Raw genomic sequence first — 23,062 nt, forward strand, 5'->3', positions numbered from 1 at the left:
GAGCAGCGCTGGCTGCTCCTTTTTTGCGGGGCGAGGGCTGGCCGCCGAGGCTCAGGCCTCTTCGCCCAGCACCTGCGTCTCCGTCTGCAGTGACAGCGGCGCAGGCTGGGTGCTGTTCCCTTGCAGGGAATAGTGCTGGATCAGGCCCAGCAGTTCCTCGTCCGAGTAGGGCTTGCCCAGGTAGTGGTTGGCGCCCAGCTGGCGCGCCATCTCGCGGTGCTTCTGGGCGATGCGCGAGGTGATCATGACCACGGGCAGGTCGCGCAGGGCCTCGTCGGCGCGGATGTTGCGCAGCAGGTCGAAGCCGTCCATGCGCGGCATCTCGATGTCGGACAGCACCAGGGTCGGGCGCTCCTCGGCCAGGCGTTCCATGGCCTGCAGGCCATCGGCCGCCAGGGCCACGCGGTAGCCTTCGCGCTGCAGCAGGCGCTGGGTGACGCGGCGCACGGTGATGGAGTCGTCCACCACCAGCACCAGCGGCACCGAGACCGGTCCCGCGCTGGCCGGCACGGCTTCGCCCTCGCCCTGGCCGGCGGCACGCTCGGCCTCTTCGGTCCGGGCGCGCACCTCGTCGCCATAGACGTTGGCCAGCGCCACAGGGTTGTAGATCTGGACAACGGCGCCCGAGGCCAGCACCGACATGCCGGTCAGGCCGGGCAGGCGGGCCAGTTGGGGGCCGAGGTTCTTGATCACCACTTCCTGGTTGCCCAGCACTTCGTCCACGTGCAGCGCAATGCGCTGCGACGCGCTGCGCAGGATGACCACGGGCCGGGTGCGGCCCACGGTTTCCTCGCTGCGCAGGGAGGACTGCCACAGCGCGCCCGCCCAGTAGAAGGGCAAGGTCTCGCCGCCATCTTCAAAGCCGTGGCTGGCATAGGCCTGCTGCAGCAGATCCAAGGGCGCACGGCGCACGATTTCCACCAGGCTGGCCGGCACGCCGACCAGCAGCCGGCCCGCGCGCAGCATGACCACCTGGGTGACGGCCGTGGTCAGCGGCAGCACGAGGCGGAAGGCACTGCCCCGGCCCGCTTCGCTGTGGGTCTCGATGCGGCCGCCCAGCGCGTTGACCTCGGAGCGCACCACGTCCATGCCGATGCCCCGGCCGGCCACGCCGGTCACCTCGGTGGCGGTGGTGAAGCCGGGCTCGAAGATCAGGCGGCCGGCGTCCTGCTCGGTCAGCGTCTGGTCCTCGGGCCACAGGCCCTGGGCCACGGCCTTGTCGCGGATGCGCTGCAGGTTCAGGCCGGCGCCATCGTCCTCCACCGACAGCGCCACGTCGTTGCGCTCCTGGCTCAGGATGATTTCGATGGTGCCCATGGCCGGCTTGCCGGCAGCGGTGCGCTGCTCGGGCGGCTCGATGCCGTGGGCCACGCAGTTGCGCAGCAGGTGCTCGAAGGCCGGCATCATGCGGTCCAGCATGCCCCGGTCCATTTCAATGGTGCCGCCGAGGATGTTCAGCCGCACCTGCTTGCCCATTTCCTTGGAGGTCTGGCGGACCACGGCATACAGGCGCTCGGCCAGGGAGTCGAACTCCACCATGCGCGTGCGCAGCAGGTCGCGCTGCAGCTCGCGCGCCTGGCGGCCCTGGGCGACCAGGTCGTCCTCGGCGCCCGCCATGTCGCGCTGCAGGTTGCGCTGCACGGTGGCCACGTCGTTGACCGACTCGGCCATCATGCGCGTGAGTTCCTGCACCCGCGTGAAGCGGTCGAACTCCAGCGGGTCGAAGCCGGCCGCCGAGTCCTTGGACAGGGCCAGGCGCGACTGCATCTGGCTCTCGGCCTGGACCTCGATGTCGCGCAGCTGCATGCGCAGGCGCTCCAGGTTGCCGGCCAGCTCGTCCAGCGAGCCACGGGCCTGGGCCAGGCGCGCATCGACACGCGAGCGCGCAATCAGCACCTCGCCGGCCTGGCTGATCAGGCGGTCCAGCAACTGGGCGCGCACGCGCACCGTCTGGTGGGCGCCCGCACGCAGCGGCGCGGTGACAGGAGCCGGCTGTGCGTCGGCTGGCGCCGGGGATGCGCCAGCGCCCGAGGCGTCGGAGGCCGTGGCGTCAGAAGACACCGCAGAGGCGGCAGGCTCGGCCTGGTCCGGCCCATCGGCCAGGCCCAGCGGCCCATCCTGCACCTGTTCGCCCGCAACGCGCAGCACGTCGAAGCCGGCCTGCAATGCGTCGAAGTTGCCCAGCAAGGGCTCGATCTGCTCGGCCGTGGGAGATTCGCTGTCGACCCGCTCGACGGCGGATTCCAGCCGGTGGGCCATTTCGCCCAGGCGCATGGCGCCAGCCAGCCGGGCACTGCCCTTGAGGGTGTGCAGGGCGCGCAGCGTTTCGTGGCGCGCCTCGTCCAGGGAAGGCCGGCCATGCCAGCGACGCAGCGCAGCGCCCAGGCGGGGCAGCAGCTCGATGGCCTCTTCCTCGAAGATGGGGAACAGGTCGGGGTCCACCTCGTCCAGGGCGTCGATGTCGTCGTCCAGGTCGTTGCCCACGGCCACCGCATGGGCGATGGCCTCATCGATGCGGCGCTGCAGCTCGGCTTCCTGGCGTGCGTCGTTGACCAGGGGGCGCATGGAATAGGCCAGCGGCGCCACGTCCTGTGCCTGGGCCTGCGCATGGGCGCCGGCGTCGAGCACGGCATCCGTGCCAGGCTGCGGCAGCAGCGCATCGAGCCGGCTGTCCGGAGCGTCCGCGACTTCGATATCCAGCGCCAGCAGTGCCTGCAGGGCTTCTTCCACGCCCGGCTGGGGTGTCTTGAGGAAGCCGGCCGCGAACTGGTGCAGCAGGCGCTGCACCTCGTCGGAGGCCGCAATGCAGGCGGCGACCTGCTCAGGCGTGCCGCAGCGCTGCGGCTGCAGATGGGCCAGCGCATGCTCCAGCAGGCGCGCCAGGTCCGACAAGGCCTTGAAGCCCACGGTGGCCGAGCTGCCGGCCAGCGAATGCGCGAAGGCGATGGCGTCATCGGGCACGGGCTCGCCGGGCTCGGTCGCCCATTGCTGCAGCGACAGGTCCAGGCGGCGCGACCATTCGTCGGCCTCGTTGAGATAGACGTTGTACAGCGGCGCGCTGATGCGCAGGCCGTCCACGACCTTGAAGCCATCGGCATCGACGCCGGACGGCTCCTGTGCGCCGGACTCCTCAGCCACCGCAGGCGCCTCATCGGCCACGGATTCGGTATGCAGCTCCTGCGGGGTTTCCGCCTCGGAAGCTTCTACGGCTTCGATGGCCTCGGCAGGTGCGGCTGCCGGAGTCAGGTCCAGATCCAGCCCCTCGAAAGGCGCCAGCGGCACGGCGGCGTGCGGAGCCTGCTCTTCGGCTTCAACTTCGGCTTCGGCTTCGACTTCGACTTCGCCTACAGCTTCTGCGCCTGCTTCTGCTTGCAGCTCGGGCAGCGCGTCGGCATGTGCCTCGGGCACGGTCTCTGTGCCGGGCAGCGCGGGCTGGTCGCCCGAGACAACGGCCAGGGCTTCCTGCTCGCTGTCGCGCATGGCCGCCTCGAAGGCGGCGAAGTCCAGCTCCTCCACCGCGTCGGTGGCCAGCGCGGCGGGTGCCTCGGCGGTCTCCGGCTGCGTTGAACCCTGCGACTGTTCGGGCACGGCCGCCACAGGCTGGGGGTCCAGGTCCAGCAGACCGAAGTCCAGCGCGATGTCCAGGTCACCGGCGGTCCCGGCGGTCTCGTCAGGCACGGCCGGCTCGGGGGCTTCCCGCTGCTCGGCCTGCAGCTGCTGCTCCACTGCGGCGAAGGGCTCCACCGGCGCCTCGACCGCGGCAGGCTCGGCCTGCGTGCGGCGGTCGGCGCGCGGCACCAGGGCCACGTCGGCGCGCACGCCTTCCAGGCGCATGGCATCGGCTGCGGCGCGGAAGGGCGTGGCCAGCCAGGCATCGGCCTGCTGGCGCTCGATGGCCGAAGCCCAGGCGCCAAAGGCGCGCAGCGCGTCGCTGGCCAGCTCCTGCATGGGCTGGGGCATGGGCTTTTGCTCGGCCAGCCAGGCATTGAGCATTTGCTCCATGGCCCAGCCGGCTTCGCCGAATTCATCCAGGCCGACCATGCGCGAGCTGCCCTTGAGCGTATGGAAGGCGCGACGCAGCGTGGTCTGTTCGCTGAGGTTGCCGGGCTCATCGGCCAGGGTGCGCAGCGCCTGCAGGCCGTTGTCCACGACCTCGCGGGCCTCTTCCAGGAAGATGCTCAGGATTTCGTCGTCGGAATCATCTTCCGAGACGGTCAGACCGGCCAGCGGGGGAACGGGTTCAGGCAGGGGTTCGGGCTGAGCCGTGGCGGCAGCGGCAGCAGGGCCGGGCACCGGTTCGGCCGCTTCAGCCACGTCAGCTGCTTGAGCCGCTTCGGCGGGTATCTCGAGCGCCTTGGCGAATTGCGCCAGTTCGGCATCGTCGGCCAGCGCTTGCTGCCCGGCGGCAGTCGCCTGAGGCAGGGGCTCGGGCACAAGGTCCACGGAGGGTGGCGGCGGCGCCGGCACCGACGGTGCTGCCGCAGTGGGTTCGGCAGGCAGGTCGTGTGCAGTCTCGGCGGGCTGGATCTGGGGCACGGGCAGCGGCTGGGCCACGGCAACGGCTTCGCGCTGCGGCGGCACGGCGGCGGTGTCCAGGGCCGGCAGCTGCTCGGGCGCCTTGCCCGCGTCGTCGGCGCGGTGGCCACGGCGGCCCATCAGGATGCGCAGGCCGCCTTCGGCCTCGTCATAGACAAAGAGCTTGCGCGCCATGCTGCGCTGGTAGCTCAGCATGTCGATCAGGAAACCCATGGCGCCCAGGCTGTTGCCCAGCTTGTCGAAGACCTGGGCACGTTCTGACTCGGCGATCTCGCCCAATACCAGCCGCTCCACGGTTTCGCGCATGCGCTGCATGGCCTGGGTGGCCTGGTCCAGGCCCAGCACGGACAGCACGCCGCGCATCTGCGCCATCTGGCCAGACACCGGCGCCAGCACGGTGGCATCGGCGGGGTTGCGGAAATACTGGTCCAGGTGCCGCTCGGCCTCGGCCAGCGTGGCACGCAATTCGCCCACGACCGAGCCCATGGTCTGGTGGTCGCTGGCCTGACGGTACAGCTCCTCCATCCACGGCTCCAGCGGCCGGGCGGGCGCGCCCTGCAGGGATTCCTCCAGGCGCTGTACCAGGTTGGCGGATTGCTCGGCCAGTTCCTCGTCGCCCATGTCCATGGTGGCAAAGGCCGCCTGCAGATAGAGCACGGAGGTGGCCACTTCCATGGCCAGTTCCGCCGGCGGCGGCTCGCCGATGCGGGCCACGGTTTCGGCCACCTTGATCAGCATGCGCGCCAGGCCATGGCTGGCCGGGTGCAGCTTGACCAGGGATTCGGCCACCTGGGCGAACTGGTCCACCACGATCTTGGTGCGCGCACGGTCGCCGCCTGCCAGGGCGGACCAGGTCTCCGCCGCCGTGGTGATGCGCTTGCGCGCCTGCACCAGCATGGCCGGGTCGTAGCGGCCAAAGCGGGTCTGCTGGTAGTCCACCTGCGGCTGGGCCTGCATGCCGTAGGCCTGGCGCACGGCCTGCAGGGCGGCGCCGGCCTGCTCGGCCGGGCGCGCCTGGGCGCAGAAGAACAGCAGGTCCTGCAGCAGGCGCGCAGGCGGCGTGCGGTCGCCCTTGGCCATGGCCGCGTACTGCAGCAGCACGCGCGAGGCCATGCGTTTCACATAGAGGTCGACAACGATCAGGCCGCGCGACTGCGCGTCGAAGAAGCCAGCGGCCACCTTCCAGAAGCTGCGTGCGGTGACATCCTCGGTCTGGGCCACGGCAAAGCGCAGGCACAGGTCACGCATCTGGGCGGCGGCCTCGCGGTCATCGCTCTTGACCATGCGCAGCACCACGCCGTCGAGCAGGGCCCGGGCATCGGGCCCGTAGGCCAGCGGCTCGGCCTGGCGCGCCCATTCGGGCTCGCGCGCGCGGCGCTCGGCAGGCCACAGATCGGCCGGATGCACCTTGTCGTTGCCGGCCAGCGCCTGGGTGTCGCGGTATTGGGGAAACAGGGCCACGGCCGAGACGGTCTTGCCGGCCAGCACGGTTTCCAGGTATTCGATCAGGGCAAAGCTGGCGCGCTCCAGCGTGGCGGCGGCCTGGTCGGTGCACAGCTCGGGGCGCTGCACGAAGCGCTGCACGGCGCTTTCCATGCCGCGCAGCACCAGGGCCGGAGAGCCCAGGCCCACCATTTCGAGGGCGCCGCAGGCCTGGTGCAGCTGCTGGCGGGCGATGCGCAGGGCCGAGGTGTCAAGCTCCTCAAGGTCCGAGGCGCGCGCCGCATCGGCATCGCGCACGAAACGCGCCACGGCCTTGCTCGCGCCTTCCAGCGACTTGCGCAGCTCATCGAGCACCCAGGCCAGCGGGCCCAGGTCCTGTTCGGTGTGCGCGGCCTGCGCCGCGCCCGTTTGCGATTCGTCAACCACTGACATGGACAGTTCCCCAAGCCCCTAGGGCCTGTGCATAGCTATGTTGGACCGGGTCAGGCAATCTTGAAACGCGCCACCGACTGGCGCAGTTCCTCGGCCATGTGCGAGAGTTCGCGCACCTGCTGCGCCGTGGTGCGTGTGCCTTCGCCCGTCTGCTCCGTCACCGCGAAAATGTGCTGGATGTTCTCGGCCACGTCGTTGGCCAGGACGGCCTCGCGCGAGGTGGACGAGGAGATCAGCTCGATCAGCTCGGCCAGGTGGCGCGACACGGAGTCGATCTCGGTCAGCGCGGTGCCGGCGGAGTCGGACAGGCGGGCCCCCTCGACCACACCCTGGGTGGAGCGCTCCATGGCGGCCACGGCATCCTGGGTGTCGGTCTGAATCGCCTTCACCAGCGCCGCGATCTGGCGCGTCGCGTCGGCCGAGCGTTCGGCCAGGCGCTGCACTTCTTCGGCCACCACCGAGAAGCCGCGACCGGCTTCACCGGCCGATGCGGCCTGGATGGCGGCGTTCAGCGCCAGCACGTTGGTCTGCTCGGTAATGTCGGAAATCAGCTCGGTGATTTCACCGATCTCCTGCGAGGATTCGCCCAGCCGCTTGATGCGCTTGGAGGTTTCCTGGATCTGGTCGCGGATGGAGTTCATGCCGCCGATGGCGTTCTGCACGGCCTTCAGGCCCAGGTCCGCAGCTTCCAGCGACTGGCGCGCCACCTGGGCAGATTCCTGCGCCTGGGTCGAGACCTCGTTGATGCGGCCTGCCATGTCCAGCACGGAGCGGCCGGTTTCGCGGATCTCGCGAAGCTGTTCGGTCGACGCGGCCAGCAGTTCGGTGGAGTTGGCATCCACCTCGGCCGTGGTCTGTGCCACGCGCGTTGCCGTGTTCTGCACGCTGCCCACCAGGGCGCGCAGCTCTTCCACCGTGTAGTTCACCGAGTCGGCGATGGCGCCGGTGATGTCCTCGGTCACGGTCGCTTCCTGCGTCAGATCGCCTTCGGCCACCGATTGCAGTTCGTTCATCAAGCGCAAAATCGCGGCCTGGTTGGCATCGTTGATGCGCTTGGCTTCATGCTCCTGCACGCGGGACTCTTCCTGGCGGCGTTCGGCAGCTTCCTGGCGCAGACGGCTGTCGAGCAGCTGCACGCGGGACAGGCCCACGCCGCACAGCAGCACCAGCACGGTGGCCAGCGCCAGCAGGCCCATGGGCAGCGAGCCGATGCCGGCGCCGCTTTGCAGCTTGTTCTGCAGGTCTTCCAGATGGCGGCGCAGCGGTTCGCTGTCGGCGTTGATGGCGGTCTGGGCTTCGCGGGCGGACACCAGGCCCTGCAGGTTGCCCAAAATGGCACTGGCCTCGCTGCGGGTCTCTTCGTAGAGCTTGATCAGCGCCTCGATCTGCTCGCGGGTCTGGGCGTCGCGCGTGGGGGGCAGGCGCAGCTCGCTGCTGCCGCTCAGCAGGCTTTCGGAGATTTCCTTGAACGAGTTCAAGTCCTTGCCCAGCAGGAACACGGCCTCGGGGCTCACGCCTTCGGCGGTCTGGAATTCGTTGGCCGACTTGCCGATACGCTGGGTCAGCATCACGAGCTGGCCGGCAGCGGAGATTTCCGCCGGGCTGGCGCCCTGCTGCAGCTTCAGCGAGGAGATGGTTTCGGCGATCTCCAGCAGGTCCGAGGACTGCCGGTTGATGGTGCGCAGCGCGTCGCCGACCTGGGTCAGGATCTGCTTTTGGTCCATCACCACCTTGGCGCTTTGCTCGGCGCGCTCCATCAGCGGCGTGATCTGGGCCAGTTCGTCGGCATAGGCGCCGCCCAGCGGGCGCACGCCCATGGAGTCGTCGCCCGAGGCAATGGCGCGCACGTTGCGCGCCAGCACGCCGGAGCTGTCCTGCACGTCCACAAAGGAGGATGCCGCGCCCGTCAGCGCCTGCGAGACCGACTTGGCCAGACGCTGCGACTGCATCAGCGCCTGGCCGGTGGCGGCCAGCTGCTGCGCCGAGCCGTCGGCCTGGCGCAGGGCCCAGGCCGCCGCCAGCACCAGGGCCAGCACCGACACACCCAGCAAGGTGGACAGCGTGCGCTGGTGGCGTGCGGCAGGCGCGCGGCCCAGCAGCGGCAGGGCCACCATGTCGTGGTCAACGGCTGCGCCGCCGTCGCGGCCCGGTATGGCGTCGGGGGCGCCCTGCACGGTCAGTGACGCATCGAGTGCGTACATATCCTGGGAGACGGTGTCTCCGAGCATGCTGTTGTCCGCACCGGAGCCGGCGTCGGCCGGCTTGCGTTGGAAGCGATTTGCAAGACGTTGCAAGAATGACATGGGACGACCTTCAGAAACTCAGGCGCGAATGCTCAGAAACTCGGAGGTTTGGGACAGGCGCTGCAGTTGCAGCTCCTGCCAGCGGTGGCCCGCTTCATCGATATGCACGGGGCCGAAAAAGGCGGGAGAGTGCTCGGGCGCAGGCTCGGTGCGCACGAATGCGTCGGCGCTGCGCAGGCCCTGCAGGCGGTCCACGAGCAGGGCCGCATTCACTTCCAGCGCGGCATTGAACGCCAGCAGGCTGGACTCGGCCAGCGCCGGTTCGCTGCGTGTCACGCCGTGGCCCAGCAGGCTGGCCAGGTCGATCACGCCGGCCAGGGTGCCGCGCAGGTTGGCAATGCCCAGGAACCAGGGCTTTGTATAGGGCACAGGCTGCACGCCGGCCCAGGGAAAGATCTCGCCGGACTGGCCCAGCGGCATCAGGTAGTTGCGCCCGCCGGCCTGGACGGCCAGCCAGGCCGCCACCTTGACGCCTTCGCTGCGTGCGGCCTGAAGGCGGCCAGCCAGACGGGACTGCAGATCGCGCAGTGCTTCACGGTTCGCCATGGGCAGCGCACCAGATCAGTTCAGCGCCGCGATCTTGGCCTGCAGCTCGTCTGCATCCACAGGCTTGGTGATGTAGTCCCGCGCACCCTGGCGCATGCCCCAGACCCGGTCGGTCTCCTGGTTCTTGCTGGTGCACATGATGATGGGCAGGTCGGCGTACAGCGGGTCGCGCGTGATGGCACGCGTCAGTTGAAAGCCGTTCTGGCCGGGCATGACCACGTCCATCAGGATCAGGTCGGGACGGTCTTCGGCCAGGCTGCGCATGGCCTCTTCGCCATTCTCGGCCGTGCGTACCTGCAGGCCCTGCTTTTGCAGCATGTCGGACAGAAACATCAGTTCGGTCTTGGAGTCGTCCACGACCAGGACTTTGCGGATGGGCATCAAAGTGCTCCTATGGTTTGCTTGCCGAACTGCTCCACGGCCTGCAGCAGCTGGTCTTTGGTGAAGGGTTTCGTGAGGTAGTCCTGGCAGCCCACCATGCGCCCGCGCGCCTTGTCGAATACGCCGTCCTTGGACGAGAGCATGACCACAGGCGTGTCAGCAAAGCGCGCGTTGCGCTTGATGATGGCGCAGGTCTGGTAGCCGTCCAGCTTGGGCATGAGGATGTCGCAGAAGATCAGCTGGGGCTGGTAGTCGTTGACCTTGGACAGTGCGTCGAAGCCGTCGTCGGCCAGGAGCACTTCGTGCCCGCCCTGCTTGAGGAAGATTTCTGCGCTGCGGCGGATGGTATTGCTGTCATCCACCACAAGTACGCGCAAGGGTGCGCCCGATGTCGTCACTGAGAAACCTCCCGGAAATGTATGAGTCGGCGCGGGTGGTCCCGCGCTCAGATTTCGACCATCTCAAAGTCTTCTTTACGTGCTCCGCACTCGGGACAGGTCCAGTTCATGGGCACGTCTTCCCAACGCGTCTGGGGTGCGATGCCATGCTCGGGGCAGCCTTGCGCCTCGTCATAGATCCACCCGCAGATCAAGCACATCCAAGTTTTGGGGTCGGTCACAGCTTAAAGGGCCTTCACATAGAATGCAACGATTGTATCTAGTCACAACCACCCGCCACGGCCTTCGCTGGCGGGGCGCACACTGGGCTGAGCCATGGCATTGAACCCCTCCAACTCCCCCAGTCCCGACACCGAGCCGATGGACGAAACCGCGCCCGTCTGCGTGCTGGTCTTCAACGCCAGCGACCCCAGCGGGGCGGGCGGCCTGTCGGCCGATATCGCCACCATCGCCTCGGTCGGCGGCCATCCGCTGCCCGTGGTCACGGGTGCCTACGCACGCGATTCGGCCAAGATCTTCGAGCATTTTCCCTTTGACGACGAGGCCGTGGCCGAGCAGGCGCGCGCCGTGCTGGAGGACATTCCCGTGTCCGCCATCAAGGTCGGTTTCGTGGGCAGCCCGGGCAACCTGGCAGCGATTGCCGAGATCGCCTCCGACTACCCCGACATCCCCATCGTCTGTTACATGCCCGACCTGTCGTGGTGGGAGGAAGACCCGCTCGACCAGTACATGGACGCCCTCAAGGAACTTGTTCTTCCGCAAACGTCTGTGTTGGTTGGAAGCCACAGTACGCTGTCGCGCTGGCTGCTGCCCGACTGGACCAACAGCCGCAGCCCCACGGCGCGCGACATCGCCATGGCGGCCGAGGCCCTGGAAGTGCCCTACGTGCTGGTCACCGGCATTCCCCTGCCCGACCAGTTCGTGGACAACGTGCTGGCCACGGCGCAGTCGGTGCTGGGCAACAGCAAGTACGAGATGTTCGACGCCACCTTCACCGGCTCGGGCGACACCCTGTCGGCCGCGCTGACGGCCCTGGTGGCCAGCGGCAACGACCTGGGGCTGGCCACGCAGGAGGCGCTGGAGTACCTGGACCGCAGCCTGGACAGCGGCTTTCGCCCCGGCATGGGCCACTACATCCCGGACCGCATGTTCTGGGCCCAGCCCGAGCCCGAGGATGAAGATGCCGAGGCCGCCGCCGAGCCCCTCGCCGAACTGGACCCCGACACCCAGGCCATCGAAGGCTTCGTGATGCCCCCTCATGACACCAAGCATTGAGGCAGGCCACCGCCTGAGCGGCTGCGCGGCCGGCACAGGCCCTTGGCTTGGCACCTCTGGCTTGTCCCCCGCACATGGCAGACTCCTGCACTATGACCACTGACCTGAATATTCCCCTGTTCGAACGCGCCAAGGCCGTGATCCCCGGTGGCGTGAATTCACCCGTGCGCGCCTTCAACGCCGTGGGCGGCACGCCGCGCTTCGTGCGCCGTGCCCAGGGCGCGCATTTCTGGGACGAGAACGCCCAGCAGTTCACCGACTACATCGGCTCCTGGGGTCCGATGATCCTGGGCCACGGCCACCCCGAGGTGATGGCCGCCGTGCAGGCCGCCGCGCTGGAAGGCTTCTCCTTCGGCGCCCCCACGGAGCGCGAGGTCGTGCTGGCCGAGAAGATCCTCTCGCTCATGCCCTCCATGGACATGGTGCGCATGGTCAGCTCGGGCACCGAGGCCGGCATGAGCGCGCTGCGCCTGGCGCGCGGCTTCACGGGCCGCAACAAGATCATCAAGTTCAACGGCTGCTACCACGGCCATGCCGACGCCCTGCTGGTCAAGGCCGGCTCGGGCCTGGCGACGTTCGGCGCCTCCTCCTCGGCCGGCGTGCCGCAGGACGTGGTCAAGGACACCGTGGTGCTGGAATACAACGACGTGGGCCAGCTCGAGGAGGCCTTCGCCCAGTTCGGCGATCAGATCGCCTGCGTGATCATGGAGCCCATTGCCGGCAACATGAACTTCGTGCGCGCCAGCGTGCCCTTCACGCGCCGCATCCGCGAACTCACGCGCGAGCATGGCGCGCTGATGGTCTACGACGAGGTGATGACCGGCTTTCGCGTGGCCCTGGGCAGCGCCCAGAGCCTGTACGCCCAGCAGATCGAAGGCTTTGCGCCCGACATCACCGTGCTGGGCAAGGTCATCGGCGGCGGCATGCCCATGGCGGCCTTCGGCGCGCGCCGCGAGATCATGGAAAAGCTCTCGCCCCTGGGCCCGGTCTACCAGGCCGGCACGCTGTCGGGCAACCCCATTGCCACGGCCTGCGGCCTCAAGACGCTGGAGCTGATCAGCGAGCCGGGCTTCCACGACGCCCTGCACGCGAAGACCGGCCGCCTGATGGCCGGCTTCAAGGCCGAGGCCGACGCCGCCGGCGTGCCCTTCAGCGTGGACCACCAGGGCGGCCTGTTCGGCTTCTACCTGCTGCCCGAACTGCCCAGCACCTGGACCGAGGTCATGAAGACCGATGGCGCACGCTTCAACCGCTTCTTCCACGGCATGCTGGAGCGCGGCCACTACTTCGCACCCGCCCTGTACGAGGCCGGCTTCGTGAGCGCCGCGCACACGGACGAGGACATCGACAAGACCATCGAAGCCGCGCGCGAAGTGTTCAAGACGCTCTGACGCTGGCCCGTACCTACCGATCGAGCCCGCCCTTGCGGGCTCTTTTCACGTCAGGGCCGAAGAAAAGCCTGGCGCGCCTGTTCGACCTCATCGCGCACGGCACAGCCCTGCGCATGGTCGTTGACCAGGCCCATGGCCTGCATGAACGAGTAAACGGTCGTAGGCCCCACGAACTTCCAACCGAGCTTCTTCAGCTCCTTGGACAGCGCCCGGGACTCGGCCGTCTCCGACACGGGCCCCGAAGCCTGCACAGGCTCCGGCGCATGGCGCCAGAAGAAGGCCGACAGCGAGCCTTGCGCCTCCACCATCTCCAGCGCCCGCTGCGCGTTGTTGATCACGGCCTCGATCTTGCCGCGATGCCGCACGATGCCCGCATCGCCCAGCAGCCGCAGCACGTCGTCCTCGGTGAAGCGCGCGACCTGGTGGAAGTCGAAGCCGGCAAAGGCCGCGCGGAAGTTCTCGCGCTTGTTGAGGATGGTCAGCCAGCTCAGGCCGGACTGGAAGCCTTCGAGGCTGAGCTTCTCGAACAGGCGCCGGTCGTCGGTGACGGGAAAGCCCCATTCACGGTCGTGGTAGGCCAGGTAGCTGTCCGTGGCCGCGCACCAGTGGCAGCGCGGCCGGCCGTCGGGGGCGGTGAACAGGCAGGACATGGTCAGGATTTCCCGGGTTCGGGAGAAGGGAGGGACAGCAGCCAGGCCGCCATCTGCAGGGATTGCGCCGTATCGATGTGCGGGTGGCGCGGCATGATGGCGCGGCCCCATTCGCCGGCCCCGCCCTCGCGGATCTTGCGCGCCAGGTAGTCGGCGGCATCTTCGCGGCCCCGGTAGCGGCCGGCGATCTGCTGGAAGGACGGGCCCACGTAGTGGCGCACCAGGCCGTGGCAGCGCAGGCAGTCATTGCCTTCCACCAGGGCCTTGCCGGCGGCCAGCTGCGCGTCGGCTGTCACGGCAGCTGCGGCCGCCGCCGTGGTGGCCCCGACAGCCGGCCCGCGCATGATGCGCCAGCCGATGTTGAAGACACCCAGCGCCACCAGCAGCATGAAGACCACGAGCGCCCAGCCCAGCCAGCGGGGCCGCTGGGGGGCGTCGTCGCCCTCGTCGTCTGCGCCAGGAGGCAGTTGGCCGGCCATCAGTGGCGGAAGTGGCGCACGCCGGTGAAGACCATGGCGACGCCGCGCTCGTTGGCGGCGTCAATGACTTCCTGGTCGCGCATGGAGCCGCCGGGCTGGGCCACGCAGGTGGCGCCTGCGTCAACGACCACGTCCAGGCCGTCGCGGAAGGGGAAGAAGGCATCGCTGGCCACGACCGTGCCCTGCAGGCTCAGCTTGGCGGCCTCGGCCTTGATGGAGGCGATGCGCGCCGAGTCCAGGCGGCTCATCTGGCCTGCGCCCACGCCCATGGTCATGCCGTTCTTGCAGAACACGATGGCATTGCTCTTGACGTACTTGGCGACCTTCCAGGCGAACAGCAGGTCCTGCAGTTCTTCGGGCGTAGGCTGCTTGACGGTGACGACCTTGAGGTCGGCCAGGGCCAGCTCATGGTTGTCGGCGGTCTGCAGCAGCAGGCCCGAGCCGACGCGCTTGGCGTCCACGGCGTTGCGGCCCTGGTCCCAGGCGCGCTCGCCGCCGGCCGGCAGGGCGATCTTCATGAGGCGCACATTGACCTTGGGCTTGAAGATTTCCAGCGCCTCGGCCGTGAAGTCGGGGGCCATCAGCACCTCGACGAATTGCTTGACCACGGCCTCGGCCGCCGCCTTGTCCACCGTGCGGTTGAAGGCGATGATGCCGCCGAAGGCGCTGGTGGGGTCGGTCTGGAAGGCCTTGGCATAGGCTTCGTGCGCGTCCTTGCCCACGGCCACGCCGCAGGGGTTGGCGTGCTTGACGATCACGCAGGCGGGCTGCTCGAAGCTCTTGACGCATTCCCAGGCGGCATCGGCGTCGGCGATGTTGTTGTACGACAGCTCCTTGCCCTGCAGCTGCTCGCCCGTGACCAGAGAGCCGGGGGCCGGATACAGGTCGCGGTACAGGGCGGCCTGCTGGTGGCTGTTTTCGCCGTAGCGCAGGTCCTGCACCTTGGTGAAGTGGCCGTTGCTCTGGCCGGGGAAGGGGCTGCGCTCGGGCACGTAGGCTTCGGAGAGCTTGTCGTCCTCGAACTTCACGCTGGACAGGTAGTCGCTGATGGCGCCGTCGTACTGGGCAATGCGGTTGAAGGCGGCCACGGACAGCGCAAAGCGCAGCTTGTCGGACAGCTTTCCATTGGCCTTGAGTTCGGCCAGCACGGCCTCGTACTGGCCGGCATCGGTGATCACGCCCACGTCGGCCCAGTTCTTGGCGGCAGAGCGCACCATGGCCGGGCCGCCGATGTCGATGTTCTCGATGGCGTCGGCCAGCGTGCAGCCGGCCTTGGCCACGGTGGCCTCGAAGGGGTAGAGGTTCACCACCAGCAGGTCGATGGTGTCGATGCCGTGCTCCTTGAGGGCCGCCATGTGGGCGGGCAGCTCGCGGCGCGCCAGCAGGCCGCCGTGGACCTTGGGGTGCAGGGTCTTGACGCGGCCGTCCAGCATCTCGGGGAACTGGGTGACTTCGGCGACCTCGGTCACGGGCAGGCCGGCCTCGGCCAGCAGCTTGGCGGTGCCGCCGGTGGACAGCAGCTTGATGCCCAGGGCGTGCAGGCCTTGGGCGAATTCGACAATACCGGTCTTGTCAGAGACGGAGAGCAGGGCGTTCATGGGCGTCGGTGCAGGGAGTTTGAAAAAAGGGGAATTCGTGCCGCTCAGAGCATGTCGTGCTCGAGCAGCTTCTTGCGCAGCGTGTTGCGGTTCAGGCCCAGCCAGTCGGCAGCGCGGGACTGGTTGTTGTCGGCCTGGCTCATCACCACTTCCAGCAGCGGCTTTTCGACCAGGTGGATCAGCATGTCGTACATGCCATTGGGCTTTTCGCCGTCGAGATCGCGGAAGTACCCCTCCAGGCTTTCACGCACGCATTGTTCGATGTTCTGGTTGCTCATACTGTCATTCCTGCGGGCTCTGCGAATTCGGCGCTTGTGGCGCCGGCATCGATGGCGGCTGGTATCCGGTCCATCTGCGCGCCCAGGGCGTCCAGATAGTCGGCCACGGCCTGCCATTGCACCGCGCAGTCCTCGATGGTGTTGATGTGTTGTCTGAATGCCTCGCCGCCCGGCAGGCTGCGCAGGTACCAGGCGATGTGCTTGCGCGCACTGCGCACGCCGGTGCCCTCGCCGTACAGGCTGTAGTGGTCCTGCAGATGCTCCAGCAGCAGCCGGCGCAGCTCGGCCACCAGGGGCGGGGCCATGTGCTCGCCCGTGGCCAGGAAGTGCGCGATCTCGCGGAAGATCCACGGCCGGCCCTGGGCGGCGCGGCCGATCATCACGGCATCGGCGCCCGTGTAGGCGAGCACGTCGCGCGCCTTCTCGGGGCCGGTGATGTCGCCATTGGCCACCACGGGCACGCGCACCGACGCCTTGACGGCAGCGATGGTGTCGTACTCGGCAAAGCCCTTGTAACCCTGCTCGCGCGTGCGACCGTGCACGGTGAGCATCTGTATGCCCACCTCCTCGAAGCGGCGGGCCAGCACCACGGCGTTCCTGTGCGCGTCGCACCAGCCGGTGCGCATCTTCAGCGTGACGGGCACGCCGTGCGGGGCGCAGGCCTCTACCACAGCCTGGGCAATCTCCACGGCCAGGGCCTCGTTCTGCATCAGGGCCGAGCCGGCCCATTTGTTGCAGACCTTCTTGGCCGGGCAGCCCATGTTGATGTCGATGATCTGGGCGCCACGGTCCAGGTTGTAGCGCGCGGCCTCGGCCATCATCTCGGCGTCCGTGCCCGCGATCTGCACCGCGATGGGTCCGGGCTCGCCTTCATGGTTGGCGCGGCGCGAGGTCTTGAGGCTGTTCCACAGGTCCTTGCGCGAAGTCACCATCTCGCTGACCGCATAGCCCGCACCCAGGGCCTTGCACAGCTGGCGGAACGGCCGATCCGTCACCCCCGCCATGGGGGCGACGAACAGGCGGTTGGCCAGGGCATGGGGGCCTATGGACAGGGGAAGGGAGGACATCGGGAAAGCCGGAGAAAACGCGCGCGCCGATCACAAAACGGGCGGCAACAAAGGACCAAGATTGTACCTGCCCAAATTTTCAGCAGGGCTAAAACCGGGCCGTCAAGGCGGCCAAGCGGCGAAAACAAGACAGCGCAGCGGTTTCATGGTGTGGGAACGAAGGTGCGCACCTGGCCCGGAACGGCCTGCAGCCCGTAGGCGCCGAGCCGGCCCTGCCACCAGCGGCGGTTGAATTGCACGTCGGGAGAGACCTGGTCGTCGGGCATGGGGCGCAGGCCGACCTTCTGCAGCCCGGCTTTCTGCGGCCCGGCTGCGTGCAGCCCAGCCTCAAGCCCCAGGTCCAGCGCCTCGCCGTCGGCCAGCGGGCCGCGCACCACGGCCATGGCCTTGCGCCCGTCGGTCACCCAGGCGTCCAGCACCAGGGCCGGGCGGGGCTCGGGACCGGCCAGGCTCACGCAGCCTTGCAGACGCGGCTCCAGGCCCAGAGGCTCCAGCTCGCGCTGCAGCTGCTCCAGCCTGTCGGCCACGGCCGGGCCCGGCAGGGTGCAGCCCTTGGCCTGCAGCGCCTTGCCCCAGGCCGAGGTCGGTGCGGCCTCCTGGGTCGGTGGCGCCTGGGCAGTGGCCTGTGCCACCACGGTGGTGTCCTTGCCTGGCGATGGCTGCAACGCGGCGCAGCCGGCCAGGCCGGCTGCTGCCATTCCCAATGCCGCCCATCCCGCCCATCCTGCAATCCGCCCTGTCTGCATGACGCCCCCTGTTCTTTGTGGTTCCGGACCAGGCCCCACGATAGCTTCAGGCCGACAAGGCGTCAGCCAGCGCAGACCTACACTTGGCAGTACCTATGGAAGTCTGGATGCATCAATTGCTGGGCTGGCTGGCGCTGCCGCAGTTCGGCCTCAGCACCGTGTTCATCGTGGCCCTGATCTCGGCCACGCTGCTGCCGCTGGGCTCGGAGCCTGCGGTGGTCGGCCTGCTCCAGCTCAATCCCGACCTGTTCTGGCAGACGGTTTTCGTGGCCACGGCCGGCAATACGCTGGGCGGGGCCATCAGCTGGTGGATGGGCCTGGGCGCGCACAAGGCTTGGCGCGCGGCACGCGAGCGGCGGCTGGCCGGGCTGCCGCCTGAACGGGCCAAGCCGCCGCGCAATCTGTCACGCCACGAGCGCCGCGCCCGCGTCTGGCTGCGCCGCCTGGGCGCCAAGGCCTGCCTGCTGAGCTGGCTGCCCGTGGTGGGCGATCCGCTGTGCGCCGTGGCCGGCTGGCTACGCCTGCCGTTCTGGCCCTGCGTGTTCTACATGGCCATCGGCAAGTTCCTGCGCTATGTGGTGATGACGGTGGTGCTGCTGCAGCTGCTGCCGGCCTCCTGGGCCAGCTGAGGCCGAAGCCCCCCACCGAAGCCCTCCCCTTTTGCGATCTACGCCTGCGGCTCGCGCGCCCAGGGCGCCAGCGCGAAATGCGCGGCCAGGAAATCGATCAGCGCCTGCACGCGCGCCGGCCGGGCGCGCCCCGGCGGCGTGACGATGTGCAGGGCGATGGAGGGCACCTGCCAGTCGTCCATGCAGGTCTGCAGCGCACCCGATTGCAAATCTTCCCAGGCCAGGAATTCGGGCTGCAGGGCCAGGCCCAGCCCGGCGCGCAGGGCCGGCGCCAGGCCCTCGGCATTGTTCACGCGCATGGCCGTGGGCACGACCTGGGCGAACTCGCCGCGGCGCGCATGCACGAAGCGCCAGGCCTCGCCCAGGCGGCTGTGCACATAGCGCAGCGCCCGGTGCTGCGCCAGCTCGCGCGGATGGGTGGGGCGGCCGTGGCGCTCGAAGTATTCGGGTGATCCCACCAGCAGCAGGCGCACCGTGCACAGGCGCCGCGCCAGCAGGCTGGAGTCGGGCAGCGAGGAGATGCGCAGCGCGATGTCGAAGCCCTGGGCCACGACGTCGATCAGCTCGTCGCTGAAGTGCAGGTCCAGCGTGACCTCGGGATGCTCGGCCATGAAGGCGGGCACGGCCGGCGCCAGGTGCGAGATGCCGAACGACATGGGCGCCGCAATGCGGATGGGGCCGCGCAGGCTCTTGGACTGCTCGCTGATCTCGGCCTCCACGGCCTCGCCCTCGGCCAGGATGCGCGCGGCCCGCTCCAGAGAGGCCTGGCCGCCGGCCGTCAGCGACATGCGCCGCGAGGTGCGGTGCAACAGGCTGGTCTTGAGCCGCGTCTCCAGCCGCGTGATGGCCTTGGAGATGGTGGGCTGGGAGACGCCCAGCTCGGCGGCGGCCTTGGCGAAGGAGCCTGTCTCGGCCACCTTGGCGAAGACGGCCCAGGCTTCGAGGTCAGGAAGTCTTGGCATGAAAGTTTTGGAATAGATGTCTTTGCATATTTTCTATTCTCTTCTTGATCGGCAAAACATAAAGTTCATCCATCGCAACACACAACGCAGCAGGAGAACACCATGATCGAACGCCGTCCCTTCCAAGCCCTTGGCGGTGCCAACCACGGCTGGCTCGATGCCAAGCACCACTTTTCCTTCGCCGGCTACCACGATCCGGCCCGCATGGGCTGGGGCGCGCTGCGGGTGTGGAACGACGACACCATCGCCGCCGGCACGGGCTTCCCGCCTCATGCCCACGCCAACATGGAAATCATCACCTATGTCCGTGAAGGCGCCATCACCCACCAGGACAGCCTGGGCAACAAGGGCCGCACCGAAGCGGGCGATGTGCAGGTAATGAGCGCGGGCACCGGCATCCGCCACTCGGAATACAACCAGGAAAAGGGCACGACGCGGATCTTCCAGATCTGGATCATGCCCGACGAGCGCGGCCAGCAGCCCCCGTCCTGGGGTGCCAAGCCCTTCCCCAAGGGCGAGCGCTCGGGCAGCTTCGTGGCCCTGGCCAGCGGCCTGCCCGGTGACGAGGACGCCCTGCCCATCCGCACCGCCGCCCGGGTGCTGGGCGCCACGCTCAAGGCCGGCGAGAGCACGGAGTACCGCATCGGCCGCGACCGCCTGGGCTACCTGGTGCCGGCCAGCGGCTCGGTGCAGGTCGACGGCGTGACGCTCCAGGAGCGCGACGGCGCCGCCATCAGCGACGTCGAGACCCTGCGCGTCACGGCCCTGACCGACGCCGAGCTGGTGCTCGTCGACACGGCGCGCTGAAGCGCCCTTGCCGCCCCGGCTCCGGCCGGGGCCCACCTGCCCCAACTGTCTTTCCGAATTTCCGCTGTCCCTTCCTTCACCCAACCCACTGCCTCACAGGAGATCACCATGACCGACCGCAAGTACCTCGAAGTCCTGACACCCGCCAACAGCCAGATCATCTTCATCGACCAGCAGCCCCAGATGGCCTTCGGCGTGCAGTCCATCGACCGCCAGGTGCTCAAGAACAATGTGGTCGGCCTGGCCAAGGCGGCCAAGGCCTTCGACATTCCCGCCACCATCACCACGGTGGAGACGGGCAGCTTCTCCGGCCACACCTATCCCGAACTGCTGGCCGTGTTCCCCGAGCACAGGCTGCTGGAGCGCAGCTCCATGAATTCCTGGGACGACCAGAACGTGCGGGATGCGCTGGCCGCCAACGCCGCCCAGGGCCGCAAGAAGATCGTGGTCTCCGGCCTGTGGACCGAGGTGTGCAACACCACCTTCGCCCTGTCGGCCCTGCATGACACGGACTACGAGATCTACATGGTGGCCGACGCCTCGGGCGGCACGTCGCTGGACGCCCACAACTACGCCATGGACCGCATGGTGCAGGCCGGCGTGGTGCCCGTGACCTGGCAGCAGGTGCTGCTGGAATGGCAGCGCGACTGGGCCCGCCGCGAGACCTATGACGCGGTGATGGACATCGTGCGCGAGCATTCCGGCGCCTACGGCATGGGCGTGGACTATGCCTACACCATGGTGCACAAGGCCGCCGAGCGCGTGCAGCACGGCGAGACCATGGGCCCGAACCCCGCCAAGGCCTGAGCACCAGCACCGCCGCCGGCCCGCCAAAGGAGTCTCGCCATGAAGCTCTATGCACTTTCCCTTGGGGCCGGCCTGCTGGTCGGCGTGGTCTACAGCCTGCTGCAGGTGCGCTCGCCCGCACCGCCGCTGGTAGCCCTGGTCGGCCTGCTGGGCATCCTGGCCGGCGAGCAGATCGTGCCCGTGGGCCGGCACCTGCTGCAGGGCATGGACCTGCGCAGCGCCTGCAGCAAGACGCAGGCCACCGAGCATGTGCTGGGCGAGTTGCCCGGTCGCAAGAGCACCGATGCCGATCGGCAGCACGGCTGACCTCTCCCCAAACCTTCAAGAAAACTGCACCATGACCACGCGCAGAAAAGTCCTGGGCTCCGCCGCCACCCTTGCCATGGGTGGACTGCTGGGTTGCACCACCAACGCTCGCCAAGGAGCCTCCATGTCCGATTCCACGCCCGAAGTCGTCTTCCACAACGGCCGCTTCACCACCCTGAACAAGGCCCAGCCCACGGCCACCGCCGTGGCCGTGAAGGACGGCCGGTTCATCGCCGTGGGCACGGACGCCGAGGTGCTGGCCCTGGCCGGCAGCGGCACGCGCCGCATCGATCTGCAGCGCCGCAGCGTGCTGCCCGGCCTGTTCGACAACCATACGCACGTGATTCGCGGCGGCCTGAATTTCAACCTGGAGCTGCGCTGGGACGGCGTGCGCTCGCTGGCCGATGCGCTGGACATGCTCAAGCGCCAGGTGGCCAACACGCCCGCGCCGCAGTGGGTGCGCGTGGTCGGCGGTTTCACCGAACACCAGTTCGTGGAAAAGCGCCTGCCCACCATCGAGGAGATCAACGCCATCGCGCCCGACACGCCGGTGTTCCTGCTGCACCTGTATGACCGCGCCCTGCTCAACGCGGCCGCCCTGCGCGCCGTGGGCTACACCCGCGACACGCCCGAGCCCGCCGGCGGCGAGATCACGCGCGATGCCAACGGCAACCCCACGGGCCTGCTGCTGGCCAAGCCCAACGCCACCATCCTCTATGCCACGCTGGCCAAGGGTCCCAAGCTGCCGCTGGACTACCAGGTCAACTCCACGCGCCACTTCATGCGCGAACTCAACCGCCTGGGCGTGACCGGCGTCATCGATGCGGGCGGGGGCTTTCAGAACTACCCCGACGACTACGACGTGATCCAGAAGCTCAGCGACGCCAACCAGATCACCGTGCGCCTGGCCTACAACCTGTTCACGCAAAAGCCCAAGGAGGAGAAGGCCGACTTCCTCAACTGGACGCAAAGCGTGAAATACAAGCAGGGCAACGACTATTTCCGCCACAACGGCGCGGGCGAGATGCTGGTGTACTCGGCCGCCGACTTCGAGGACTTCCGCCAGCCGCGCCCCGACATGCCGCCCAGCATGGAGGGCGACCTGGAGGAAGTGGTGCGCGTGCTGGTGCAGAACCAATGGCCGTGGCGCCTGCACGCCACCTATGACGAGACCATCTCGCGCGCGCTCGATGTGTTCGAGAAGGTGCACCGCGACACGCCCATCGACGGCCTGAACTGGTTCTTCGACCATGCCGAGACCATTTCGGACAAGTCCATCGACCGCATTGCGGCCCTGGGCGGCGGCGTGGCCGTGCAGCACCGCATGGCCTACCAGGGCGAATATTTCACCGAGCGCTACGGCGCACGCGCCACCGAGGCCACGCCGCCCGTCAAGAAGATCCTGGAGCGCGGCGTGAAGACCTCGGCCGGCACGGACGCCACGCGCGTGGCGTCCTACAACCCCTGGGTGTCGCTGTCGTGGATGGTGACGGGCAAGACCGTGGGCGGCCTGCAGATGTACCCCCAGCGCAACCTGCTGGACCGCGAGACCGCGTTGCGCATGTGGACCGAGAACGTGGCCTGGTTCTCCAACGAGGAAGGCCTGCGCGGCCGCATCCAGGTGGGCCAGCTGGCCGACATGATCGTGCCCAGCAAGGACTACTTCGCCGTGCCCGAGGACGAGATCTCCTTCCTCACCTCCGACCTCACCGTGGTGGGCGGCCGCGTGGTCTATGGCGCAGGCCCCTTCCAGCAGCATGACGACAACCCGCTGCCGCCGGCCATGCCCGACTGGTCGCCCGTGCGGCGCTTCGGCGGCTACGGCGCCTGGGGCGAGCCCGAGGGCGCGGGCAGGAACTCGCTCAACCCCGCGCGCTACCGCAGCCTGGCGGCGGCCTGCGGCTGCGGCACCAGCTGCGGCATGCACGGCCACAGCCATGCCGACGCATGGGCCTCGAACGTGCCGACCTCGGACCCCCGAAGCTTCTTCGGCGCGCTGGGCTGCTCCTGCTGGATGGCCTGAGGAGC

20 protein-coding genes are annotated in these 23,062 nt (G+C 68.5%); 7 read left to right on the top strand and 13 right to left on the bottom strand.

Annotated features, from left to right (window positions below; all coding sequences use genetic code 11):
* Positions 1-51: 51 nt before the first annotated feature.
* From ACF8ML_RS01065 to ACF8ML_RS01090, 6 genes are read right to left on the bottom strand one after another with little or no spacing between them, the layout of a single operon-like run.
* Positions 52-6,411, bottom strand: a complete 6,360-nt coding sequence (locus ACF8ML_RS01065) for an Hpt domain-containing protein (RefSeq protein ID WP_392405933.1) — start codon at positions 6,409-6,411, stop codon at positions 52-54.
* Positions 6,412-6,461: 50 nt separating this feature from the next.
* Entirely contained in the window at positions 6,462-8,714 is a 2,253-nt protein-coding gene (locus tag ACF8ML_RS01070) for a methyl-accepting chemotaxis protein (protein WP_392405934.1), read from the bottom strand.
* Positions 8,715-8,732: 18 nt separating this feature from the next.
* Positions 8,733-9,260: a chemotaxis protein CheW gene (locus tag ACF8ML_RS01075; protein ID WP_016447935.1), complete on the bottom strand. Its 528-nt coding sequence runs from the start codon at positions 9,258-9,260 to the stop codon at positions 8,733-8,735.
* A 15-nt stretch (positions 9,261-9,275) separates the two neighbouring features.
* Entirely contained in the window at positions 9,276-9,641 is a 366-nt protein-coding gene (locus ACF8ML_RS01080; protein ID WP_016447936.1) for a PleD family two-component system response regulator, read from the bottom strand.
* The gene (locus ACF8ML_RS01085) at positions 9,641-10,039 is read right to left on the bottom strand and encodes a PleD family two-component system response regulator (RefSeq protein ID WP_016447937.1); all 399 of its coding nucleotides are present in this window, start codon (positions 10,037-10,039) and stop codon (positions 9,641-9,643) included. Before ACF8ML_RS01085 ends, ACF8ML_RS01080 begins: the two co-directional genes overlap by 1 nt.
* A 47-nt stretch (positions 10,040-10,086) precedes the next feature.
* Entirely contained in the window at positions 10,087-10,239 is a 153-nt protein-coding gene (locus tag ACF8ML_RS01090; protein WP_017406135.1) for a rubredoxin, read from the bottom strand.
* Between the two features lie 115 nt (positions 10,240-10,354).
* Here ACF8ML_RS01090 and ACF8ML_RS01095 point away from each other — a divergent pair, with 115 nt between their 5' ends.
* Both ACF8ML_RS01095 and hemL read left to right on the top strand, forming a co-directional pair.
* Positions 10,355-11,314, top strand: coding sequence for a bifunctional hydroxymethylpyrimidine kinase/phosphomethylpyrimidine kinase (locus ACF8ML_RS01095; protein ID WP_016453190.1), 960 nt, complete (start codon positions 10,355-10,357; stop codon positions 11,312-11,314).
* Positions 11,315-11,388: 74 nt separating this feature from the next.
* Positions 11,389-12,705: a glutamate-1-semialdehyde 2,1-aminomutase gene (gene hemL, locus ACF8ML_RS01100; protein WP_370690594.1), complete on the top strand. Its 1,317-nt coding sequence runs from the start codon at positions 11,389-11,391 to the stop codon at positions 12,703-12,705.
* A 50-nt stretch (positions 12,706-12,755) separates the two neighbouring features.
* Here hemL and ACF8ML_RS01105 read toward each other — a convergent pair whose 3' ends face one another.
* The 6 genes from ACF8ML_RS01105 to ACF8ML_RS01130 form a co-directional block, all read right to left on the bottom strand.
* Complete coding sequence (locus ACF8ML_RS01105) at positions 12,756-13,355, bottom strand: DNA-3-methyladenine glycosylase I (protein WP_392405937.1); 600 nt, start codon at positions 13,353-13,355, stop codon at positions 12,756-12,758.
* 2 nt (positions 13,356-13,357) lie between these two features.
* Complete coding sequence (locus tag ACF8ML_RS01110; RefSeq protein ID WP_017406137.1) at positions 13,358-13,834, bottom strand: c-type cytochrome; 477 nt, start codon at positions 13,832-13,834, stop codon at positions 13,358-13,360.
* Entirely contained in the window at positions 13,834-15,432 is a 1,599-nt protein-coding gene (gene purH / locus ACF8ML_RS01115; protein ID WP_209798838.1) for a bifunctional phosphoribosylaminoimidazolecarboxamide formyltransferase/IMP cyclohydrolase, read from the bottom strand. The genes ACF8ML_RS01110 and purH overlap by 1 nt, the downstream gene beginning before the upstream one ends.
* A 44-nt stretch (positions 15,433-15,476) precedes the next feature.
* Positions 15,477-15,710 (bottom strand): Fis family transcriptional regulator, encoded by a 234-nt coding sequence (locus ACF8ML_RS01120; protein WP_016447943.1) that lies wholly within the window; start codon positions 15,708-15,710, stop codon positions 15,477-15,479.
* A complete protein-coding gene (gene dusB / locus ACF8ML_RS01125) occupies positions 15,707-16,777 on the bottom strand; it encodes a tRNA dihydrouridine synthase DusB (protein ID WP_209671608.1) in 1,071 nt (356 codons plus the stop codon). The genes ACF8ML_RS01120 and dusB overlap by 4 nt, the downstream gene beginning before the upstream one ends.
* Before the next feature lie 143 nt (positions 16,778-16,920).
* The gene (locus ACF8ML_RS01130; protein WP_209671610.1) at positions 16,921-17,523 is read right to left on the bottom strand and encodes a hypothetical protein; all 603 of its coding nucleotides are present in this window, start codon (positions 17,521-17,523) and stop codon (positions 16,921-16,923) included.
* 107 nt (positions 17,524-17,630) lie between these two features.
* Between ACF8ML_RS01130 and ACF8ML_RS01135 the strand changes: the two genes are divergently transcribed.
* Positions 17,631-18,152, top strand: a complete 522-nt coding sequence (locus ACF8ML_RS01135; protein WP_016447946.1) for a YqaA family protein — start codon at positions 17,631-17,633, stop codon at positions 18,150-18,152.
* A 38-nt stretch (positions 18,153-18,190) separates the two neighbouring features.
* Here ACF8ML_RS01135 and ACF8ML_RS01140 read toward each other — a convergent pair whose 3' ends face one another.
* Positions 18,191-19,114, bottom strand: a complete 924-nt coding sequence (locus tag ACF8ML_RS01140; RefSeq protein ID WP_016447947.1) for a LysR family transcriptional regulator — start codon at positions 19,112-19,114, stop codon at positions 18,191-18,193.
* Positions 19,115-19,216: 102 nt separating this feature from the next.
* Here ACF8ML_RS01140 and ACF8ML_RS01145 point away from each other — a divergent pair, with 102 nt between their 5' ends.
* The 4 genes from ACF8ML_RS01145 (at position 19,217) to ACF8ML_RS01160 (ending at position 23,057) form a co-directional block, all read left to right on the top strand.
* A complete protein-coding gene (locus tag ACF8ML_RS01145; RefSeq protein ID WP_392405942.1) occupies positions 19,217-19,921 on the top strand; it encodes a pirin family protein in 705 nt (234 codons plus the stop codon).
* 108 nt (positions 19,922-20,029) lie between these two features.
* Positions 20,030-20,728: a hydrolase gene (locus ACF8ML_RS01150; protein WP_209671615.1), complete on the top strand. Its 699-nt coding sequence runs from the start codon at positions 20,030-20,032 to the stop codon at positions 20,726-20,728.
* Positions 20,729-20,767: 39 nt separating this feature from the next.
* On the top strand, positions 20,768-21,034 hold the full coding sequence (locus tag ACF8ML_RS01155; RefSeq protein WP_016447950.1) for a XapX domain-containing protein: 267 nt from the start codon (positions 20,768-20,770) through the stop codon (positions 21,032-21,034).
* A gap of 124 nt (positions 21,035-21,158) precedes the next feature.
* Positions 21,159-23,057, top strand: a complete 1,899-nt coding sequence (locus tag ACF8ML_RS01160) for an amidohydrolase (protein WP_392405944.1) — start codon at positions 21,159-21,161, stop codon at positions 23,055-23,057.
* Positions 23,058-23,062: the final 5 nt, after the last annotated feature.

It is taken from the genome of Delftia sp. WSY_10, from assembly GCF_043104705.1.
Classification (GTDB): domain Bacteria; phylum Pseudomonadota; class Gammaproteobacteria; order Burkholderiales; family Burkholderiaceae_C; genus Comamonas; species Comamonas tsuruhatensis.

What these genes read in the sequence shown, in the direction of transcription:
- ACF8ML_RS01065 (WP_392405933.1), bottom strand. Translation starts at nt 6,411, where the DNA reads ATGTCAGTGGTTGACGAATCGCAAACGGGCGCGGCGCAGGCCGCGCAC.
- ACF8ML_RS01070 (WP_392405934.1), bottom strand. Translation starts at nt 8,714, where the DNA reads ATGTCATTCTTGCAACGTCTTGCAAATCGCTTCCAACGCAAGCCGGCC.
- ACF8ML_RS01075 (WP_016447935.1), bottom strand. Translation starts at nt 9,260, where the DNA reads ATGGCGAACCGTGAAGCACTGCGCGATCTGCAGTCCCGTCTGGCTGGC.
- ACF8ML_RS01080 (WP_016447936.1), bottom strand. Translation starts at nt 9,641, where the DNA reads ATGCCCATCCGCAAAGTCCTGGTCGTGGACGACTCCAAGACCGAACTG.
- ACF8ML_RS01090 (WP_017406135.1), bottom strand. Translation starts at nt 10,239, where the DNA reads ATGTGCTTGATCTGCGGGTGGATCTATGACGAGGCGCAAGGCTGCCCC.
- ACF8ML_RS01095 (WP_016453190.1), top strand. Translation starts at nt 10,355, where the DNA reads ATGGCATTGAACCCCTCCAACTCCCCCAGTCCCGACACCGAGCCGATG.
- hemL (WP_370690594.1), top strand. Translation starts at nt 11,389, where the DNA reads ATGGCAGACTCCTGCACTATGACCACTGACCTGAATATTCCCCTGTTC.
- ACF8ML_RS01105 (WP_392405937.1), bottom strand. Translation starts at nt 13,355, where the DNA reads ATGTCCTGCCTGTTCACCGCCCCCGACGGCCGGCCGCGCTGCCACTGG.
- ACF8ML_RS01110 (WP_017406137.1), bottom strand. Translation starts at nt 13,834, where the DNA reads ATGGCCGGCCAACTGCCTCCTGGCGCAGACGACGAGGGCGACGACGCC.
- purH (WP_209798838.1), bottom strand. Translation starts at nt 15,432, where the DNA reads ATGAACGCCCTGCTCTCCGTCTCTGACAAGACCGGTATTGTCGAATTC.
- ACF8ML_RS01120 (WP_016447943.1), bottom strand. Translation starts at nt 15,710, where the DNA reads ATGAGCAACCAGAACATCGAACAATGCGTGCGTGAAAGCCTGGAGGGG.
- dusB (WP_209671608.1), bottom strand. Translation starts at nt 16,777, where the DNA reads ATGTCCTCCCTTCCCCTGTCCATAGGCCCCCATGCCCTGGCCAACCGC.
- ACF8ML_RS01130 (WP_209671610.1), bottom strand. Translation starts at nt 17,523, where the DNA reads ATGCAGACAGGGCGGATTGCAGGATGGGCGGGATGGGCGGCATTGGGA.
- ACF8ML_RS01135 (WP_016447946.1), top strand. Translation starts at nt 17,631, where the DNA reads ATGCATCAATTGCTGGGCTGGCTGGCGCTGCCGCAGTTCGGCCTCAGC.
- ACF8ML_RS01140 (WP_016447947.1), bottom strand. Translation starts at nt 19,114, where the DNA reads ATGCCAAGACTTCCTGACCTCGAAGCCTGGGCCGTCTTCGCCAAGGTG.
- ACF8ML_RS01145 (WP_392405942.1), top strand. Translation starts at nt 19,217, where the DNA reads ATGATCGAACGCCGTCCCTTCCAAGCCCTTGGCGGTGCCAACCACGGC.
- ACF8ML_RS01150 (WP_209671615.1), top strand. Translation starts at nt 20,030, where the DNA reads ATGACCGACCGCAAGTACCTCGAAGTCCTGACACCCGCCAACAGCCAG.
- ACF8ML_RS01155 (WP_016447950.1), top strand. Translation starts at nt 20,768, where the DNA reads ATGAAGCTCTATGCACTTTCCCTTGGGGCCGGCCTGCTGGTCGGCGTG.
- ACF8ML_RS01160 (WP_392405944.1), top strand. Translation starts at nt 21,159, where the DNA reads ATGTCCGATTCCACGCCCGAAGTCGTCTTCCACAACGGCCGCTTCACC.